Origin of the sequence: Pseudogulbenkiania subflava DSM 22618, assembly GCF_900177275.1 — a bacterium.
GTDB classification, from domain to species: Bacteria; Pseudomonadota; Gammaproteobacteria; order Burkholderiales; family Chromobacteriaceae; genus Pseudogulbenkiania; species Pseudogulbenkiania subflava.
This window is the reverse complement of the sequence record NZ_FXAG01000007.1, coordinates 169,006-186,878: the sequence shown is the minus strand read 5'-3', so window position 1 is coordinate 186,878 and position 17,873 is coordinate 169,006. Positions and strand designations below refer to the sequence as shown.

Below are 17,873 nucleotides of genomic sequence, written 5' to 3'. Positions count from 1 at the left end.
TCCCCCATTACTCGGTGCGTTCCGACGCATTACTCACCCGTTCGCCACTCGTCAGCAGGCCGAAGCCCCTGTTACCGTTCGACTTGCATGTGTAAAGCATGCCGCCAGCGTTCAATCTGAGCCAGGATCAAACTCTTCAGTTCAATCTCATAGCAATTTTTGGCACGCAAGATCAAAGAAATATCGAGATACTTCCTGTCTTGCAGTGCAAGTGTCGGCTTTGCCGAGCACTCACACCTATCGGTTATTCTGTCTGTTAAAGAGCGGTGCTGACTGCGTTGTTTCCGTCGCTGCGTCAGCTGAGGAGGCGAACTATACCCACCCCAGAAACGGCCGTCAACACTTTTTGAGAGGAAATGTTCTCTTTCCTACTATGATTATAGATAAGCCACTGACGAGCAATGACAAAATTGAAAAACGCCGCCCACGCAATCAGTGGGCGGCGTCGTTTGGCGGCACCAGACAGGCCGAAACGACCTAGCGCTGGCGCAGTTTGGCGAAGGCGGCCGCCATGGCGGTATCGCCCGCCGGCTGCGCCGCAGGCTTGCGGCTGTCACGTCCACGCGGGGCATCGGAACGGGATGACGATGCGCGCGAGCTTGCGCCGACTTCGTCGTCGAGCCGCATGGTCAGTGCGATGCGGCGGCGTTTGACATCGACTTCCTGCACCTTGACCTTGACCACGTCGCCGGCCTTGACCACCTTGCGCGGGTCGTCGATGAACTTGTTGGACAGCGCCGAGATATGCACCAGCCCGTCCTGGTGCACGCCGATGTCGACGAAGGCGCCGAAATTGGTGACGTTGGTGACCACGCCTTCCAGCACCATGCCGGGCACCAGGTCTTTCAGGTCTTCCACGCCCTCCTGGAAGGTAGCGGTCTTGAACTCGGGACGCGGGTCGCGACCCGGCTTGTCCAGTTCCTTCAGGATGTCCATGACGGTGGGCACGCCGAAACGCTCGTCGGTGTAGTCGTGCGGCTTGAGCGTCTTGAGAAAAGCGCCATCGCCGAGCAGCGATTTCACCTCACGCCCACAGCGGGCGACGATCTTTTCCACCACCGGGTAGGCTTCGGGGTGCACCGAGGAGGCATCGAGCGGGTTGTCGCCGTTGCTGATGCGCAGGAAGCCGGCGGCCTGCTCGAAGGTCTTCTCGCCCAGGCGCAGTACCTTGAGCAGTTGGCTGCGGGTGCGGAAGGCGCCGTTCTGGTCGCGGTAGCTGACGATATTGGCGGCCAGCGTGGAATTGAGGCCGGACACCCGGGCCAGCAGCGGCACGGAGGCAGTGTTGACGTCGACGCCGACGGCGTTCACGCCGTCTTCGACCACGCCGTCCAACGCGCGGGCCAACTGACTCTGGTTGACGTCGTGCTGGTACTGGCCAACGCCGATCGACTTGGGATCGATCTTGACCAATTCGGCCAGCGGATCCTGCAGACGACGAGCAATGGAAACGGCACCGCGCAGGCTGACGTCGAGGTCGGGGAATTCCTTGGCGGCCAGCTCAGAGGCCGAGTACACCGAGGCGCCGGCTTCGGACACCACGATCTTGGTCAGACCGAGTTCGGGGTGGAGCTTGATCAGATCTTGCGCCAGCTTGTCGGTTTCGCGGCTGGCGGTGCCGTTGCCGATGGCAATCAGCTCGACCTTGTGGCGTGCCGCCAGCACGGCCAGTTCGGCGATGGAACGATCCCAGTCGTTACGCGGGGCGTGCGGGTAGATGGTAGTGGTGGCGACCAGCTTGCCGGTATTGTCGACCACCGCGACCTTGGTGCCGGTGCGCAAGCCCGGGTCGAGGCCCAATGTCGGGCGCTGGCCAGCCGGCGCGGCCAGCAGCAGGTCGTGCAGGTTGGCCGAAAACACCTTGATGGCTTCGGCGTCGGCGGCTTCCTTGACGCGCGCGACCAGTTCCAGCTCGAGCGACAGGAAGATCTTGGCGCGCCAGGTCAGACGCACGGTGTCGAGCAGCCACTTGTCGGCCGGGCGGCCGGCGTCGTGCACGCCGACATGGGCGGCGATGAGCTGCTCGTAGGCGGAACGCTCGGTGATCGGCGTCTCATCCGGCTGATATTTGACCGAGACACTGAGCACGCCCTCGTTACGGCCGCGCAGCAGCGCCAACGCGCGGTGCGAGGGGGTGGAGCGGATCGGTTCGCGGTGCGCGAAGTAGTCGGAGAACTTGGCGCCCTCTTCCTCCTTGCCGGCCACCACGCTGGCGGCGAGCTCGCCCTCGCTCCACAGCTTGTCGCGCAGACGGCCGAGCAGTTCGGCGTCTTCGGCGAAGCGTTCGATCAGGATGGCACGGGCGCCGTCGAGCGCGGCCTTGGCATCGGCAACGCCCTTGCCGGCGTCGACGTAAGCCTCGGCCGCGGCCGACGGGTCTTGCGACGGATCGGCCAGCAGGCTTTCGGCCAACGGTTCGAGCCCGGCCTCGCGGGCGATCTGGGCCTTGGTGCGACGCTTGGGCTTGTAGGGAAGGTAGAGGTCTTCCAGCGTGGTTTTGTTGTCGGCACCGTACAGCGCGGCCTGCAGCTCGGGGGTGAGCTTGCCCTGCTCGGCGATGCTGTTGAGGATGGCGTCGCGACGCTCATCGAGTTCGCGCAAATAGCGCAGGCGCTCGTCCAGCGTGCGCAGCTGGGTGTCGTCGAGCCCGCCGGTGACTTCCTTGCGGTAGCGGGCGATGAAGGGAACGGTGGCGCCACCGTCGATCAGTTCGACCGTGGCAGCCACCTGGGCTTCGCGGACGTTGAGTTCTGCCGCGAGGCGGCGGGCAATGCTAGGCAACATCGGCTTTGTTCTTGTCGTCTGAAAAAAGCCGATACTGTAGCCCGTCTGCCCGCAAAATCAAGCGGCGACAGGCCCCGCCAGCCAGGCCTGGGCAGCTTCGGCCGTGTCGAAGTACTGCACCTTGGTGTGCGACATCAGGCCGGCGATGTGCGCGGCGAGCTTGATCCAGACGTCTTCGACCACGATGGCGACGCGCCCGAGCTCCTTGTCGTGGGCGCGGACGAAGCGCAATTCCTCGATCGCCATGTCGATGGTGAAATCCTTCAGCTCCGAGAGATCGAGGAAGATGTCGGGCTTGCCATGTTCGGCAATGCGCTTCATCAGGGCCACCTCGAGCTCCTTGAAGTCTTCCAGAGTGAATTCGTTGAACAAGGCCACATCGAGGCCGTAATCCTGCTCGCGAATGGAGATCATGCCTTTGCTCCTGAGGTGAGGGGACTCATTGTTATTCTAGCGCCGGCTGGCGAGGATGCCGCTGATCACGATCAACGTCATCGCAACGAAACTGGCCAGCGTCAGGTTATCTTGCCACACCAGCACGCCCAGTAGGGTGGAAAACACCACGGTCAGATAGGACAGGTTGGCCGCCACCAGCTTGCGACCGACCTTGTACGCCCGCGTCATCGCCAGTTGCGCCACGGTGGCGGTGAGGCCCAACCCCAGCAGCAGCCAGACGTTGGTGGCGGTGACGGCATGCCAGCGGTCGAACTGCATCAGGACGGCGCCGCCGGCAGTGGAAATCAGCGCGAAATAGAACACCACGCGCCATTCCGGTTCGCCCAGCCGGCCCAGTTCGCGCACGTGCAGGTAGGACCAGCCCGCCAGCAGCCCCGAACCCAGACCGAGCAAGCCCGCCTCCCAACGCTCGCCGGCCAGCGTGGGCCGCAGCAGCAGCACGACGCCAACGAAGCCCAGTGCCAGTGCGGCCACAGCCCTGGCGGAGAGGCGTTCGCGCAGGACGATCACCGACAACAGGGCGAGGAACAACGGCGAGGTGTAGTTGAGCGTGACCGCCGTGGACAGCGGCAGGTGGGCGATGGCGTAGAAGTACAGCAGCAGCGAGGCATAGCCGATCAGCCCACGCTGCACGTGGTAGCGCAGGTGCGGCGTGACGAAGCGCTCGCGGCGCCAGCACGCCGCCACACCCAGCGTCAGGGTGCCGAAGGCGGTGCGCCAGAACACCAGTTCCGTCGAGGAGAAATGCTGCGCGCCCAGCTTGACGAACAGCCCCATCAGGCCAAAGAACAGCGCGGCCACCACCATCCACGCCGACCCGAGGCGCCAGCGGGAAATGGGACCATCGGGAGCGGCCAACGCCGGCTCGGTAGGTTTCATCATGTTGCGATAGAAATGATTGGACGAAGCGGGTTCAGCGGCGCGCCGCCAGCACGCCGGAAAAAACGATCAGCAGGATGCCGGCCAGCGCCTCGGCCGGCAGTACGTCGCCCCACAGCAGCACCCCCAGCAACGCGGAGAACGCCACCGTGAGGTAGGCGAAGCTCGCCACCAGGAACTTGCTGCCGTCCTTGTAGGCACGCGTCATGGCGAGCTGGCCGCACATGCCGGTAAGACCGACACCGAGCAGGGGCCAGACGGTCTCCGCGCTCAACGGGGTGAAGCCGGGGCCGAGCAGCAACAGCACCGCGCCGAACACCGAGGAGATGGCGAAAAACCAGAACACGACACGCCACGGCGCCTCACCCATGCGCCCCAGTTCGCGCACCTGGAATACGGCGAATCCGGCACTGGCGCCGGAGGCCAGCCCCATGGCGGCGGCAAACCACATGTCGCTGGCAAAGGTTGGCCGAAGCAGCAGCAGGATGCCGCCAAACCCCACCGTCAGGGCCAGCGCCGCGGTACGCGTCAGCGGCTCTTTCAGCCGCACCAGGCAGATCAGGGTGAAGAACAGCGACGAGGTGTAGTTGAGCGTGATGGCGGTGGCAAGCGGCAGGTGCGTCAGCGCGTAGAACAGCAAGCCCATCGATACGTAGCCGATCAGGCTGCGCTGCAGGTGGCCGCGCCAGTTGGGCGTCATCGGATTGCGCCTGCGCGCCACCATCACCCCGCCCAGCATCAGCGCGCCGAACAGGGTGCGGTAGAACAGCAGTTCGAGCGCGCCGAAGGAACGTCCGCCAACCTTGACGAAGACGCCCATGAGCGCGAAGAACAGCGCCGCCACCACCATCCAGCCGGCCCCCAGGCGGCCGCTGCGCAGGCGCTGCCAACCCGGGGTCCAGTACGCGACCCGGCTCATGAGCGGCCCTTCTGCACCACCAGCGACAAACAGACCGACTCCAGCGAGCGGCGGTAGGTGTGGTACTCGGAGGCATTGGCGGCGCAGCGCGCTTCGATCACGTCGTGCTGGCCGGTCAGCAGGAACACCTGCAGATTGCGGCGGATGATCCACAGGCTGTCGGAAACGAACTGCCCTTCGCGGTAGCTCACGGTGAGGCGCCCGGCGGTCGGCACCAGGCGCACCATACTGGCGGCCTCGCGATCGCCGTCGGCGCGGCGGTAGCGTTCGGCCAGCGTTTCCAGCGTTTCGCCACGCGCCAGGTGTCGCCGGTGGATTTCCACGCTGATCGCCGCGCGTTCGCGCTCGTCGGCCTTGGGCGGCACCACGCGCAGCGTGCGTACACCATCGACGCGGGTGGTGCGCACCTTCCAGCCAGTTGGCACGGTGAAACTCAAGCGGTCGAGCGGATCGAGATAGGCCGCCTGCGCCGCGACGGCAAACAGCAGCAGGAACAGTGCGAGAAGGCGGGTGGTAGCAGGCATTACCGGATCGGATAAACAAAAAGGCGCGGAAATCCGCGCCTCGCCATTGTGCACCGAATCACCGGGCTTAGCCAGCCAGGTGCTCGCCCATCAGGCGCCGGTAGAACTCGTGGAAGTGCTGCATGCCGTCTTCGGTCGGCGACTGGTAGGGACCGACCTCGTTCTCGCCGCGCAGCCACAGCGCCTTGCGCCCCTGGTGCATGCGATAGCAGATCTCGTCGTCTTCCTTGGCGGTTTCGAAGTACGCCGCCTGCTCCGCCTCGATGAACTCCGGCTCGAACCACACCACTTCTTCCGGATAGTAGAACTCGGTGATCACCGTGCACTTCTCCGGGCCGCGCGGGATCGCCACGCTGGCCACCAGCACGTGCGGATACCACTCGATCATGATGTTCGGGTAGTAGGTGAGCCAGATCGCGCCGAATTCCGGCTGGCGCTCGGCGAAGCGGCGCAGCACTTCGTCGTGCCAGGCGCCGTAGACCTTGGAGCCGGGACGGGCCAGCTTGTTCTTCACCCCGACCGTCTGTACGTGGTACTGGTCGCCCCATTCCCATTTCAGGTCGCCGCAGTCGACGAAGTGGCCAAGGCCGGGGTGGAACGGATCGACGTGGTAGTCCTCGGAATAGACCTCGATGAAGGTCTTCCAGTTGAAGTCGTACTCGGTAACGTGAGCGCTATGGAAGGCGTAGCCGTCGAAGCTCAGGAGCTTGGCCACGGCGAGCTTGGCGAGGTCGGCGGCGATGTCGCGGCGGGCGTCGAACAGCAGGCCGTTCCAGCTGGTGAGTGCGGTCTGGCCCAGGTTGAGGCACGGCGTCTGCGGGAAGTGCGGCGCCCCGACCAGGCTGCCGCCCTTGTCGTAGGTCCAGCCGTGCAGATTGCACACGATGTGGTTGCCGTTGCCGCGGCCCTGGTAGATGGTGGCCTGGCGATGGCGACAGACGTTGGAGATCAGCTTGACCTCGCCATCGACGCGCTTGAGCATCTTGCCGTGGTCCATCCAGGCCAGCGTCTGGTAGTCCCCTTCGTTGGGCACCATCAGTTCGTGGCCGTAGTATTGCGGCGCATCGGCAAACAGCAGCTTTTGCTCCAGTTCGTAGAACGCCGGATCGAAATAGGTATAAACGGGAAGCTGGGCGGCAGACGCTTGAAGCAACTGCGGTGAAGCCAGATCAGACATTATTCCCACACCTCCGTGGAAGAAGATATAAGACCAGCCGAATCTCGCTGTTAAGAAGACGAGTTTACGGAACAGATTCAAAAAAATTAAAGGACCCCCACGGGTCCGGCCGGGATTGTGCCTCCATTCCCCAGCCCCGGCAAGCTTTTTTTACCGCGCAGAAGACGCGGACAGGGGGCCTTGCCGCCCAATTCCGGCATCGTGGCGCCGCAAATACAATTTGCACTTTTTTCCCGCAACAAATCAGCGTCTTGCAAATTTGATGCAACGCAACATCAGTATCCGGTAATGTGCTATAGTCTGCGCCGCACACAGTTCGACACAGCCATGCCAGGCGCCGCAACACAACGGCCGTCCGGCTACCCCCTGCTGCCGCTCCCCGTCAACACACACCGGCGCGCGGCCACACCTCGGGGACGGCATGCCGGTTCGCCGTGGGCGTCGCCTCGGGCCGCCCGCCCGGGCCGCAGCCCGCCGGTCCGGCTGTTTGTCGAAACGACACGGGAGACGCGTTTTTTATCTTTCACCCGTTATTTGCAAGACTAAGCCTATGAGTTCGAGCATTCTCGTCATCAACTGCGGCAGCTCCTCGCTGAAATTCGCCCTCCTCGACACCACCACGCAGCACGCCAGCTTGACCGGCCTCGCCGAAAAGCTGGGACTCGACGACGCCCAGATCACCTTCAAGTATCACGGCGAGAAAACGGTGCAGACGTTGGCCGAAGGCAACCATGCCGCGGCGATGCGCGCCATCCTCGCCCAGTTGCAGGAGCGCGGACTGTTCGACAGCGTGCAGGCCATCGGCCACCGCGTGGTGCACGGCGGCGAACGCTTCAAGGCCTCCACCCTCATCGATGACGAGGTGATCGCCGCCATCGAAGACTGCGCCCGCCTGGCGCCGCTGCACAACCCGGCCCACGTGCTGGGCATCCGCACCGCCATCGCCTGCTTCCCCGGCCTGCCGCAGGTGGCGGTGTTCGATACCGCCTTCCACCAGAGCATGCCGCAGCGCGCCTATCTCTACCCGGTGCCGATGGCGCTGTACCGCGAGCACGGCGTGCGCCGCTACGGCTTTCACGGCACCAGCTACCGTTTCGTCAGCGCCGAAGCGGCGCGCATGCTGGGCAAGCCGCTCGAGGACATCGCCGTGGTCTGCGCCCACCTCGGCAACGGCGCCTCGGCCGCGGCCATCCTCGGCGGCAAGAGTGTCGACACCACAATGGGGCTGACTCCGCTGGAAGGACTGGTGATGGGCACCCGCTCCGGCGACGTCGACCCGGGGCTGTTCGGCTACCTCGCCAGCGAGCTGAAGCTCGACGTCAACGGCATCACCGAACTCCTGAACAAGCAGAGCGGGCTGCTGGGCCTGTCGGAGCTGTCGAACGACTGCCGTGAACTGGAAGACGCCGCCATGGCCGGCGACGGCGCCGCGCAGCTGGCGCTGGAGGTGTTCAGCTACCGTCTGGCCAAGCAGATCGCCGCGCTGACGGTGGCGCTGGGCCGGCTCGACGCGGTGCTGTTCACCGGCGGCATCGGCGAGAATTCGTCCTACCTGCGCGAGCGTGTGGTCAAGCTGCTGGGCTTCCTCGGCCTGCAACTGGACGCCGACGCCAACCAGCGCTGCGTGCGCGGCCAGGCGGGCTGCATCACCGTGCCGGGTTCGGTGCCGGCGCTGGTGATCAACACCAACGAAGAACTGATGATCGCGCTGGATACCGCCGCCCTGGCCACTCCGGCCACCCTCACCCGCTAAGACAGGAAAGACTTCATGCAGACCTTCTTTCTGGCCCCGCTGGGCTTTGACGCCGGGCTGACCTCGGTGGCGCTGGGCATGATCCGCGCGCTGGAGCAGGCCGGACTGCGCGTCGGCTTCGTCAAGCCGATCGCCCAGGGTGCCGGCCATCACGAGCCCGAGCGCTCCACCCACTTCGCCCGCGCCATCTGCCACCTGACTTCGCCGGAGCCGCTCACGATGGAACGGGTGGAACATTTCCTGAGCCAGGGTCAGGTCGACCAGCTGATGGAAGAGGTGGTCAGCCTGTACCAGCAGGCGGCACGCAACGTCGACGTGGTAATCGTGGAGGGGCTGGTGCCGGACCAGAAGCACCCCTACTCCACCTTCCTCAACACCCGGATCGCGCGCAACCTGCAGGCGCAAACCATCCTGGTCGGCGCCGCCGACAAGCTGGCCAGCCACGAGATCGCCGAACAGCTGGAAATCAGCATCCAGGCCTTCGGCGGCGACCACGGCAGCATCGCCGGCTACATCCTCAACCGGGTATCGAAGCAGCACGACACGGCGCAGATGGCGCTGGAGATCCTGGAGTCGAGCCAGACGCTGCAGCACAACCGCCTGCCGCTCTTGGGCGCGATTCCGTTTGAGCCCGAACTGTTGGCGCCGCGCACGCTGGACGTGGCCAACTACCTCAAGGCGCGCCTGGTGCACGCCGGACAGATGACGCGCCGCCGCGTGCGCAGCACCGTGATCACCGCACGCACCGTGCCCAACATCGTGCACCTGCTGAAACCGGGCGCGCTGATCGTGACGCCGGGCGACCGCGAGGACATCGTGCTCGCTACCGCCATGGCCAGCATGAACGGCGTGCCGCTGGCCGGCTTGCTGCTGACCTGCGACGCAATGCCCGATCCACGCATCCAGCAGCTGTGCCACCAGGCCTTCACCAGCGGCCTGCCGGTGCTGGCTTCGGAGTCGAACACGCTGGAGACCACCAGCCTGCTGACCAATATGAGCTTGCAGGTGCCGGCCGACGATTTGGAGCGCATGGAGCAGGTGATCGGCTTCGTCGCCGAGCACCTCGACGGCAAGGCGCTGCGCGGCCGTGTCGGCGCACCGCGCGAGCACCGCCTGCCGCCGCCGGCATTCCGCTTCCAGCTGATGGAGAAGGCGCGCCAGGCCAACAAGCGCATCGTGCTGCCGGAAGGCAACGAGCCGCGCACCATCAAGGCCGCGGCGATCTGCCACGAGAAGCGCATCGCGCACTGCGTGCTGATCGGCAGCCGCGCCGAGATCGAACAGGTAGCCGAGGCGCAAGGCGTGGTCTTGCCGGCCGATGTCGAGATCATGGACCCGAACGAGGTGCGCGGCCGCTACGTGGCGCCGATGGTCGAACGGCGCAAGAACAAGGGCCTCAACGCGCCGATGGCCGAGCAGCAACTGGAGGATAACGTGGTGCTGGGCACCATGATGCTGGCGCTGAACGAGGTGGACGGCCTGGTGTCGGGTGCGGTGCACACCACCGCCAACACCATCCGCCCGGCGCTGCAGTTGATCAAGACCTCGCCCGAGGCGAAACTGGTGTCGTCGGTGTTCTTCATGCTGATGCCGGAGCAGGTGCTGGTCTACGGCGACTGCGCGGTCAACCCGGACCCCAGCGCCGACGAGCTGGCCGACATCGCCATCCAGTCGGCCGATTCCGCCGCCGCCTTCGGCATCCCGCCGCGCGTGGCGATGATCTCCTACTCCACCGGTTCGTCCGGCAGCGGCAGCGACGTGGAGAAGGTGCGTGAGGCAACTCGCATTGCGCGCACGAAGCGCCCCGACCTGATCATCGACGGCCCGATGCAGTACGACGCCGCCAGCGTGGAGAGCGTCGGCCGCCAGAAGGCCCCGGACAGCCCGGTGGCCGGCCGCGCCACGGTGTTCGTGTTCCCCGAACTCAACACCGGCAACACCACCTACAAGGCGGTGCAGCGTTCGGCCAACGTGGTCAGCGTCGGCCCGATGCTGCAGGGCTTGCGCAAGCCGGTGAACGACCTGTCGCGCGGAGCGCTGGTCGACGACATCGTCTACACCATCGCGCTGACCGCCATCCAGGCCGACCAGAAGGCGCACTAAGCCCGGCCTGCCCCCATCCCGGCGTGGTGAAAACGCACCACGCCGGGGCACAACCCGTTGCATCAATCAAACACTTGTTTTAGATTGATGCAGCGGGTTTTTTGCGTTTAAAGCCCGGAAAAAAACACAACAAACAACAACATAACAATCGAGGAACGGGAGGGTTCATCATGGCTATCCGCCGCATTGCCGAGTGGTTCATTCCGGACAGGGTGCGCGAGTCGCACGAGCTGGTCATCCGCGCGCGCACGGTGATCAGCGTCGGCCTGCTGGCCGGCTTGATCGTGCCGGTGTTCGCGCTGTCCTATTTCAAGCTGCACCACCCGGCCATGGCCTGGGGCATTCTGGCAGGCGGTGCCGGCCTGCTTCTGGGGCCGGTGCTGCTGAGGCTCACCGGCGCCATCGGCTTTACCGCCGAATTCATCGTCGGCTGCATGTTCGCCATGGTGTGCTGGATGTGTTACGTCAACGGCGGCATCCAGTCGTCCAGCGTGGTGTGGTACGCCTCGATCCCGTTCACCGCGATCTTCGTCGGCGGGCGGCGCTCCGGCGTGGTGTGGACGGTGTTGACCTTACTCGCCATCGTCCTGTTGCTGCTGCTCGACGGCGACCCGGGCTCCCTGCCTGAGGTGCCGATCCCCGCCGACGAACATCCCAGACTACTTGCCAAATCGCTGGCCGGCCTGTCGCTGGTGGTGCTGAGCCTGGCCATGGCCTTCGATAAGGCCAAGGCGCAGGGCTTTCAGAAGCTGGAGGCGGCACGGGCCGAGGCCGAACGCGCCAGCCAGGCCATGCAGCAGATGATGGAACAGGTGACACGCTCGATCCACGCCGCTTCCTCGGCCAGCCGCGAGATCGCCACCAGCACCACGCTGATGGCACGCACCATGGCCGAGCAGCGCCAGCGCACCGAAGGCATGGTGGTGTCGGCACAGCAGATGGCGGTGGTCACCAGTGAAAATGCCGAGCAGTCGGTCAGCGCCACGCGCATGGCGGAGGACACCGGCCAGGCCGCCAGCGACGGCGGACAGGCAATGGACCAAGCGGTGGGCCAGCTCAACCAGGCCGGCCAGGTCATCTCTCACGCCGCCAGCCGGCTCGAGGCGCTGGAAAAATGCAGTGCCGAGGTCAGCGGCATCGTGCAGCTGATCCGCGACATCGCCGAGCAGACCAACCTACTGGCGCTCAACGCCGCGATCGAGGCGGCGCGCGCTGGCGAGTCAGGTCGCGGCTTCGCCGTGGTAGCCGACGAGGTGCGCAAGTTGGCCGAAAGAACGCAGGGTGCCACGCTCGATATCGAGCTGAAGATCCAGCTGATCGTCGACGGCACCAACCAGTCGGTCGACGCCATGCGCAACGGCAACACCCAGATGCAGGCCGGGCGCAGCCACGCCATCGCAGCACAGGACAAGCTCGAGGGCATCATCCGCGACACTCTCCGGCTGGGCGGGCTGCTGCAGCAGGTGTCGAGCGCCGAGGCCAGCCAGAACCAGGGTTTTGCCCACTTCGCAGGCACCATCACCGCAATGGGCGAGGCCACGCGCACGCTGACGGCGGAAACCGAGACCATCGCCGACGCCACCCACCGCCTCGACAGCCTGATCGAAGAGCTGGGCGCCAGCGTTGCCCAGTTCCAGCGCCAGGCCGCCTGACAAGCGGCACCGAGGCTGGTGGCGGCCCAGGCTGCCGGCCTCGACCACCGTGGGCACATGCGGTGATGCCCTTCCCACCAGGCGAGCTCTTCCCTCCCCTTCATACCTGCGTCGTTTAAATCAGCAAAACGTATTTGCTTTCCAGTTTTTATTCGTTCGGGAAATAAAGCACCGCCGTTACAGTGATCGCCATACCCGAACAGACATAGGAACTGCACCATGGCTTTGCACAAACTGACCGTCCTGGCAACCACTCTCGCCTTGCTCGCCGGCGCCGCCGCCCCGGCTTTTGCCGACGTCTCCCTGCTCAACGTGTCGTACGACCCAACACGCGAGCTCTACCAGGACTTCAACACGGCCTTCGCCAAGTACTGGAAGACCAAGACCGGCGAGACTGTCACCGTCAAACAGTCACACGGCGGTTCTGGCAAGCAGGCACGTGCGGTGATCGACGGGCTGGAGGCCGACGTGGTAACGCTGGCGCTGGGCTACGACGTGGATGCATTGAACACCGAGGCCAAGCTGATTCCTCCGACCTGGCAGAAGCGCCTGCCCAATAACGCCTCGCCGTACACCTCGACCATCGTGTTCCTGGTGCGCAAGGGCAACCCCAAGGGGATCAAGGACTGGAACGACCTGATCAAGCCAGGTGTGGAAGTGGTGACGCCGAACCCGAAAACCTCCGGCGGCGCACGCTGGAACTACCTGGCGGCATGGGGCTACGCGCTGAAGCAGCCGGGCGGCAGCGAGGCCAAGGCCAAGGACTTCGTGAAGCAGTTGTTCCAGCACGTCAAGGTGCTCGATTCCGGCGCACGCGGCGCCACCGTCACCTTCACCCAGCGCAATATCGGCGACGTGCTGCTGGCCTGGGAAAACGAGGCTTATCTGTCCACCAAGGAACTGGGCCCGGACAAGTTCGACATTGTCACGCCTTCCGTCTCCATTCTGGCCGAGCCGCCGGTCAGCGTGGTAGACAAGGTGGTCGACAAACATGGCACGCGCAAGGTGGCCGAGGCCTACCTGCAGTACCTGTACAGTCCGGCTGGCCAGGAACTGGCAGCTCAGAATTACTACCGTCCGCGTGACCCGAAGGTGGCCGCCAAGTATGCCGACAAGTTCAGCAAGGTGAAGCTGTTCACCATCGACCAGGTGTTCGGCGGCTGGACCAAGGCGCAGAAGGTCCACTTCGCCGACGGCGGCGTGTTCGATCAGATCCAGGCCAAGTAAGACGGCAGCGCCGCCAGGCCGAACCGGTACCCGTTGCTCTCCACTCCCATCACGCCGTGTCGTCAGACCGGCGTGTTTTTGCGTCCGCCATAGGCATTCCAGTTATATAAAAAGGCCCGATTTCCTTTTCTGGAAATCGAATAAGCAACGAAGAATTCCTTATTTTTAGAATAAGGAAACTACACATATGCTGGTTCCGGTTATTAAGGGGAATCGCCATATGTCCAATCGTTCATCACAGACCGGGGGTAGACCATGAAGTCCGCCTCCCTCCCACGCGTCTTGCCGGGGTTCACGCTGTCGCTGGGATACACCATCAGCTATCTGTCGCTGATCGTGCTGATTCCGCTGGCTGCCGTGTTCATCAAGACATCCGCCATGCCGCTGGATGCATTCTGGCAGGCCGTCACCGCCCCACGCGTGCTGGCCTCCTACCGCCTGAGCTTCGGCATGGCATTGTTGGCCGCCGCCATCAATAGCGTGTTCGGCCTGCTGCTGGCGTGGTCGTTGGTGCGCTACCGCTTTCCCGGCAAGAAACTGGTCGACGCCCTGGTCGATCTGCCGTTCGCGCTGCCGACTGCAGTCGCCGGCATTGCCCTGACCGCGCTGTATGCCGGCAACGGCTGGATCGGCCGCTATCTCGATCCACTGGGCATCAAGGTGGCGTTCGGGCCGCTGGGGGTGCTGGTGGCGCTGGTGTTCATCGGCCTGCCCTTCGTGGTGCGCACGGTACAGCCGGTGCTGGAGGATCTCGACACCGAGCTGGAAGAGGCCGCCACCTGCCTTGGCGCGCACCGCTGGCAGACCTTCCGCCACGTGATCCTGCCGGTGCTGCAGCCGGCGCTGATGACCGGTTTCGCCCTGGCCTTCGCCCGCGCCGTCGGCGAGTACGGCTCGGTGATCTTCATCGCCGGCAATATCCCGATGGTGTCGGAAATCACTCCGCTGATGATCATCAGCAAACTCGAACAATACGATTACAGCGGCGCCACGGCGATTGCCAGCGTGATGCTGGTGGTGTCCTTCCTGCTGCTGTTGGCGATTAACGGCCTGCAGGCCTGGAGCGCCCGTAAACGGGGCCAAGGCCCAGCCGTCGCGAGCGGGCCAAGGGCAAGGCCACCTGAGCACAGCGACCGAGATAGTACGAGCAGTACAGCGAGGGAGCGAGCACAGGGCAACGCCGCCATTGGCACGCGCAGCAGGCTGGCCGCAGAACCCCGACAAGGAAGGAGTGAATAATGGCCGCTACCGTTTCTACCCTCTACAGTCATCACGACCGCGCCGCCCTGCTGGAAAGCCGCCAGGCCACCCGTGAGAACCCCTGGGTCAAGGGCAGCATTCTGGTGGCAGCACTGAGCTTCTTCGGCGTGTTCCTGCTGCTGCCGCTCTTGGTGGTGTTCGTCGAGGCCCTGGCCAAGGGCTGGGGCACCTACATCGATGCGCTGACCGAGCCGGACGCGCGCTCGGCGATCTGGCTGACGCTGGGCGCAGCAGCGATCTCGGTGCCGCTCAACCTGGTGTTCGGCGTGGCGGCAGCCTGGGCGATTACCCGCTTCGAGTTCCGCGGCAAACAGCTCTTGATCACGCTGATCGACCTGCCGTTCTCGGTGTCGCCGGTGGTGGCCGGCCTGGTCTACGTGCTGGTGTTCAGCAACCATGGCTGGTTCGGTCCGTGGCTGTCGGCGCACGACATCAAGATCATCTTCGCCATTCCCGGCATCGTGCTGGCGACGGTGTTCGTCACCGTGCCTTTCATCGCCCGCGAGCTGATCCCGCTGATGCAGGCTCAAGGCCGCGAGGAGGAAGAGGCCGCGGTGGTGCTGGGCGCGCGCGGCTGGCAGGTGTTCTGGCACGTCACGCTCCCCAACATCCGCTGGGCGCTGCTGTACGGCGTGATCCTGAGCAACGCCCGCGCCATGGGCGAGTTCGGCGCGGTGTCGGTGGTGTCCGGCCACATCCGCGGCGAAACCAACACCCTGCCGCTGCATGTCGAGATTCTTTACAACGAATACAACTTCGCTGCGGCCTTCGCCGTGGCCTCGCTGCTGGCGCTGTTGGCGCTGTTGACCCTGGTGGTGAAGAGCTGGGTGGAGTGGCGCGCTCGGCGCGACTGACAAGACGGCCTCCTGCGCTGTTGCACCACCTTCTGGGTGAGGCGCCCGGCAGGAGCCATGGCACTGATTTTTGTTAGCCGCGCCCAGGCGTGGCTAAGGAGAAAAATATGAGCATTCAGGTACAGAACATCCACAAGGCTTTCGGCAACTTCGTCGCGCTGGACAATCTCACCCTCGATTTTCCCAGCGGTGAACTCGTTGCCCTGCTGGGCCCCTCCGGTTGCGGCAAAACCACCTTGTTGCGGGTCATCGCCGGGCTGGAGCAGGCCGATTCCGGCAAGGTGCTGCTAGACGGCGAGGATGCCTCGGACACCCACGTGCGCGAGCGTCAGGTCGGTTTCGTGTTCCAGCACTATGCGCTGTTCCGCCACATGACGGTATTCGACAACGTCGCCTTCGGCCTGCGCATGAAGCCGCGCAAGGACCGCCCATCTGAGGCCGACATCAAGCGCAAGGTGCACGAACTACTGCAGCTGGTGCAGCTTGACTGGCTGGCCGACCGCTTCCCGGCCCAGCTCTCCGGTGGCCAGCGCCAGCGCATCGCTCTGGCCCGCGCACTGGCTGTAGAGCCGCGCGTGCTGCTCTTGGACGAGCCGTTCGGCGCGCTCGACGCCAAGGTTCGCAAGGAACTGCGCCGCTGGCTGCGCCGCCTGCACGACGAGTTGCACATCACCTCGATCTTCGTCACGCACGACCAGGAAGAAGCGCTGGAAGTGGCCGACCGCGTGGTGCTGATGAACCACGGCAAGGTGGAGCAGATCGGCACCCCGGACGAGGTGTATCGCCACCCGGCCACCTCCTTCGTCTACGGCTTCCTCGGCTCGGCCAACCGTTTCGAAGGACGCAGCGCGGCCGGCGGCATCGACGTCGGCGGCACGCACCTGGCAACGTCGGCGCACCATGTCGGCGAAGACAACGAGGTCGTGGCTTTCGTGCGCCCGCACGAGCTGGACATCCTGCTCGACGAAGAGGGTGCCGGCATCCCGGCGCGCATCACCCGCGTACTCAGCGTCGGCGCACTCACCCGCGTCGAGCTGGAGGGCAGCGGCCGCCAGGACGGCCAGCACTACGACGTCGAACTCCCGTACGAGAGCTGGCACGCCCAGGCCTTCAACGCCGGCCAGCCGGTCCGCCTGCAGCCGCGCGCGCTGCGGGTGTTCGCCCAAAACGAAACGGCAGGAACACGATGAACTTCCAGCAACTGCGCATCATCCGCGAGACGGTACGGCAGAATTTCAACCTGACCGAGGTCGCCAACGCGCTGTTCACCTCGCAATCGGGTGTCAGCAAGCATATCAAGGACCTGGAGGACGAGCTGGGGGTTGAGCTGTTCGTGCGCAAAGGCAAGCGCTTCCTCGGCCTGACCGACCCGGGCAAGGAGCTGCTGACCATCGTCGAGCGCATGCTGCTCGACGCCGGCAACGTCAAAAGGTTGGCCGAACAGTACAGCCAGCGCGACCAGGGCCAGCTCACCATCGCCACCACCCACACCCAGGCGCGCTACGCCCTGCCCAAGGTGGTGACGGCGTTCAAGAAGGCCTTCCCCAAGGTGCACCTGGTGCTGCTGCAGGCGAGCCCCGACGAGCTGGTGCGGCTGCTGCTGGATGGCCAGGCCGACATCGGCATCGCCACCGAGGCCATCTCGGACGAACCGGAACTGGTTTCCTTCCCCTACTACAGCTGGCACCACACGGTGATCGCGCCGCCGGACCACCCGCTGCACGGCGTCAAGCCGCTGACGCTGGAGGCGCTGGCCGACTACCCGCTGGTCACCTATCACGAAGGCTTCACCGGCCGCGCCCAGATCAACCGCGCCTTTGCCGAGGCCGGGCTGGTGCCGGACGTGGTGATGGCGGCGCTCGACGCCGACGTGATCAAGACCTACGTCGAACTGGAAATGGGTGTGGGCATCGTCGCCTCGATGGCGGTCGACGCACAGCGCGATCACGGCGTGGTCGAGGTCGACACCCCGCCGCTGTTCGGCCACCAGACCTCGCGCATCGCGATCCGCCGCGGCCACTACCTGCGCAGCTACGCCTACCGCTTCATCGAACTGTGCTCGGCGGCGCTGGACGAGGAGACGGTGCGCCAGGCCTTGGCACCGACCGTCACGTCGGAATAAGCGCCGCCCTCCCGGCCGATCGCACCGCCTCGCCCTGGCCCGGCTGGGGCGGCGCGTCAAGCCGGGCTGGGGGCTGACACATCAGCCCCAGGCAACGGCCCGCCCCGACACCCCGTCGCCATCGGCCCCGCCCGTCGCCTCTGCTATACTCGCGCTTTCCCGT

13 protein-coding genes, 1 rRNA gene and 1 pseudogene are annotated in these 17,873 nt (G+C 65.0%); 8 read left to right on the top strand and 7 right to left on the bottom strand.

What is annotated here, in order from left to right; all coding sequences use genetic code 11:
- The 7 genes from B9N72_RS08765 to B9N72_RS08735 all read right to left on the bottom strand — a co-directional run.
- Positions 1–143 (bottom strand): 16S ribosomal RNA (locus B9N72_RS08765); the annotation flags it as partial.
- 334 nt (positions 144–477) lie between these two features.
- A complete protein-coding gene (locus B9N72_RS08760) occupies positions 478–2,784 on the bottom strand; it encodes a Tex family protein (protein WP_085276032.1) in 2,307 nt (768 codons plus the stop codon).
- 57 nt (positions 2,785–2,841) lie between these two features.
- Positions 2,842–3,198 carry a SpoIIAA family protein gene (locus B9N72_RS08755; RefSeq protein ID WP_085276031.1) on the bottom strand — a complete coding sequence of 119 codons (357 nt, stop codon included), beginning with the start codon at positions 3,196–3,198 and terminating at the stop codon, positions 2,842–2,844.
- Between the two features lie 36 nt (positions 3,199–3,234).
- Positions 3,235–4,122, bottom strand: a complete 888-nt coding sequence (locus B9N72_RS08750; protein ID WP_085276030.1) for a DMT family transporter — start codon at positions 4,120–4,122, stop codon at positions 3,235–3,237.
- 31 nt (positions 4,123–4,153) lie between these two features.
- Complete coding sequence (locus B9N72_RS08745) at positions 4,154–5,038, bottom strand: DMT family transporter (protein ID WP_085276029.1); 885 nt, start codon at positions 5,036–5,038, stop codon at positions 4,154–4,156.
- Entirely contained in the window at positions 5,035–5,562 is a 528-nt protein-coding gene (locus tag B9N72_RS08740; RefSeq protein WP_085276028.1) for a hypothetical protein, read from the bottom strand. Before B9N72_RS08740 ends, B9N72_RS08745 begins: the two co-directional genes overlap by 4 nt.
- Positions 5,563–5,629: 67 nt before the next feature.
- The gene (locus B9N72_RS08735) at positions 5,630–6,739 is read right to left on the bottom strand and encodes an aromatic ring-hydroxylating oxygenase subunit alpha (RefSeq protein ID WP_085276027.1); all 1,110 of its coding nucleotides are present in this window, start codon (positions 6,737–6,739) and stop codon (positions 5,630–5,632) included.
- 550 nt (positions 6,740–7,289) lie between these two features.
- Between B9N72_RS08735 and B9N72_RS08730 the strand changes: the two genes are divergently transcribed.
- The 8 genes and pseudogenes from B9N72_RS08730 (at position 7,290) to B9N72_RS08695 (ending at position 17,710) form a co-directional block, all read left to right on the top strand.
- Positions 7,290–8,492 carry an acetate/propionate family kinase gene (locus B9N72_RS08730; RefSeq protein ID WP_085276026.1) on the top strand — a complete coding sequence of 401 codons (1,203 nt, stop codon included), beginning with the start codon at positions 7,290–7,292 and terminating at the stop codon, positions 8,490–8,492.
- Between the two features lie 15 nt (positions 8,493–8,507).
- The gene (gene pta / locus B9N72_RS08725) at positions 8,508–10,595 is read left to right on the top strand and encodes a phosphate acetyltransferase (RefSeq protein WP_085276025.1); all 2,088 of its coding nucleotides are present in this window, start codon (positions 8,508–8,510) and stop codon (positions 10,593–10,595) included.
- 170 nt (positions 10,596–10,765) lie between these two features.
- A complete protein-coding gene (locus B9N72_RS08720) occupies positions 10,766–12,247 on the top strand; it encodes a methyl-accepting chemotaxis protein (RefSeq protein ID WP_085276024.1) in 1,482 nt (493 codons plus the stop codon).
- Positions 12,248–12,466: 219 nt separating this feature from the next.
- Positions 12,467–13,474: a sulfate ABC transporter substrate-binding protein gene (locus tag B9N72_RS08715; RefSeq protein ID WP_085276023.1), complete on the top strand. Its 1,008-nt coding sequence runs from the start codon at positions 12,467–12,469 to the stop codon at positions 13,472–13,474.
- Between the two features lie 255 nt (positions 13,475–13,729).
- A pseudogene (gene cysT, locus B9N72_RS08710) lies at positions 13,730–14,551 on the top strand (sulfate ABC transporter permease subunit CysT); the annotation flags it as partial.
- A 161-nt stretch (positions 14,552–14,712) separates the two neighbouring features.
- A complete protein-coding gene (gene cysW / locus B9N72_RS08705; RefSeq protein WP_085276022.1) occupies positions 14,713–15,588 on the top strand; it encodes a sulfate ABC transporter permease subunit CysW in 876 nt (291 codons plus the stop codon).
- 107 nt (positions 15,589–15,695) lie between these two features.
- The gene (locus B9N72_RS08700) at positions 15,696–16,778 is read left to right on the top strand and encodes a sulfate/molybdate ABC transporter ATP-binding protein (RefSeq protein WP_085276021.1); all 1,083 of its coding nucleotides are present in this window, start codon (positions 15,696–15,698) and stop codon (positions 16,776–16,778) included.
- Entirely contained in the window at positions 16,775–17,710 is a 936-nt protein-coding gene (locus B9N72_RS08695; protein ID WP_085276020.1) for a CysB family HTH-type transcriptional regulator, read from the top strand. The genes B9N72_RS08700 and B9N72_RS08695 overlap by 4 nt, the downstream gene beginning before the upstream one ends.
- The last annotated feature ends 163 nt before the right edge of the window (positions 17,711–17,873 follow it).

Coding starts and splice junctions, on each gene's coding strand:
- B9N72_RS08760 (WP_085276032.1), bottom strand. CDS start 2,784: ATGTTGCCTAGCATTGCCCGCCGCCTCGCGGCAGAACTCAACGTCCGC.
- B9N72_RS08755 (WP_085276031.1), bottom strand. CDS start 3,198: ATGATCTCCATTCGCGAGCAGGATTACGGCCTCGATGTGGCCTTGTTC.
- B9N72_RS08750 (WP_085276030.1), bottom strand. CDS start 4,122: ATGATGAAACCTACCGAGCCGGCGTTGGCCGCTCCCGATGGTCCCATT.
- B9N72_RS08745 (WP_085276029.1), bottom strand. CDS start 5,038: ATGAGCCGGGTCGCGTACTGGACCCCGGGTTGGCAGCGCCTGCGCAGC.
- B9N72_RS08740 (WP_085276028.1), bottom strand. CDS start 5,562: ATGCCTGCTACCACCCGCCTTCTCGCACTGTTCCTGCTGCTGTTTGCC.
- B9N72_RS08735 (WP_085276027.1), bottom strand. CDS start 6,739: ATGTCTGATCTGGCTTCACCGCAGTTGCTTCAAGCGTCTGCCGCCCAG.
- B9N72_RS08730 (WP_085276026.1), top strand. CDS start 7,290: ATGAGTTCGAGCATTCTCGTCATCAACTGCGGCAGCTCCTCGCTGAAA.
- pta (WP_085276025.1), top strand. CDS start 8,508: ATGCAGACCTTCTTTCTGGCCCCGCTGGGCTTTGACGCCGGGCTGACC.
- B9N72_RS08720 (WP_085276024.1), top strand. CDS start 10,766: ATGGCTATCCGCCGCATTGCCGAGTGGTTCATTCCGGACAGGGTGCGC.
- B9N72_RS08715 (WP_085276023.1), top strand. CDS start 12,467: ATGGCTTTGCACAAACTGACCGTCCTGGCAACCACTCTCGCCTTGCTC.
- cysW (WP_085276022.1), top strand. CDS start 14,713: ATGGCCGCTACCGTTTCTACCCTCTACAGTCATCACGACCGCGCCGCC.
- B9N72_RS08700 (WP_085276021.1), top strand. CDS start 15,696: ATGAGCATTCAGGTACAGAACATCCACAAGGCTTTCGGCAACTTCGTC.
- B9N72_RS08695 (WP_085276020.1), top strand. CDS start 16,775: ATGAACTTCCAGCAACTGCGCATCATCCGCGAGACGGTACGGCAGAAT.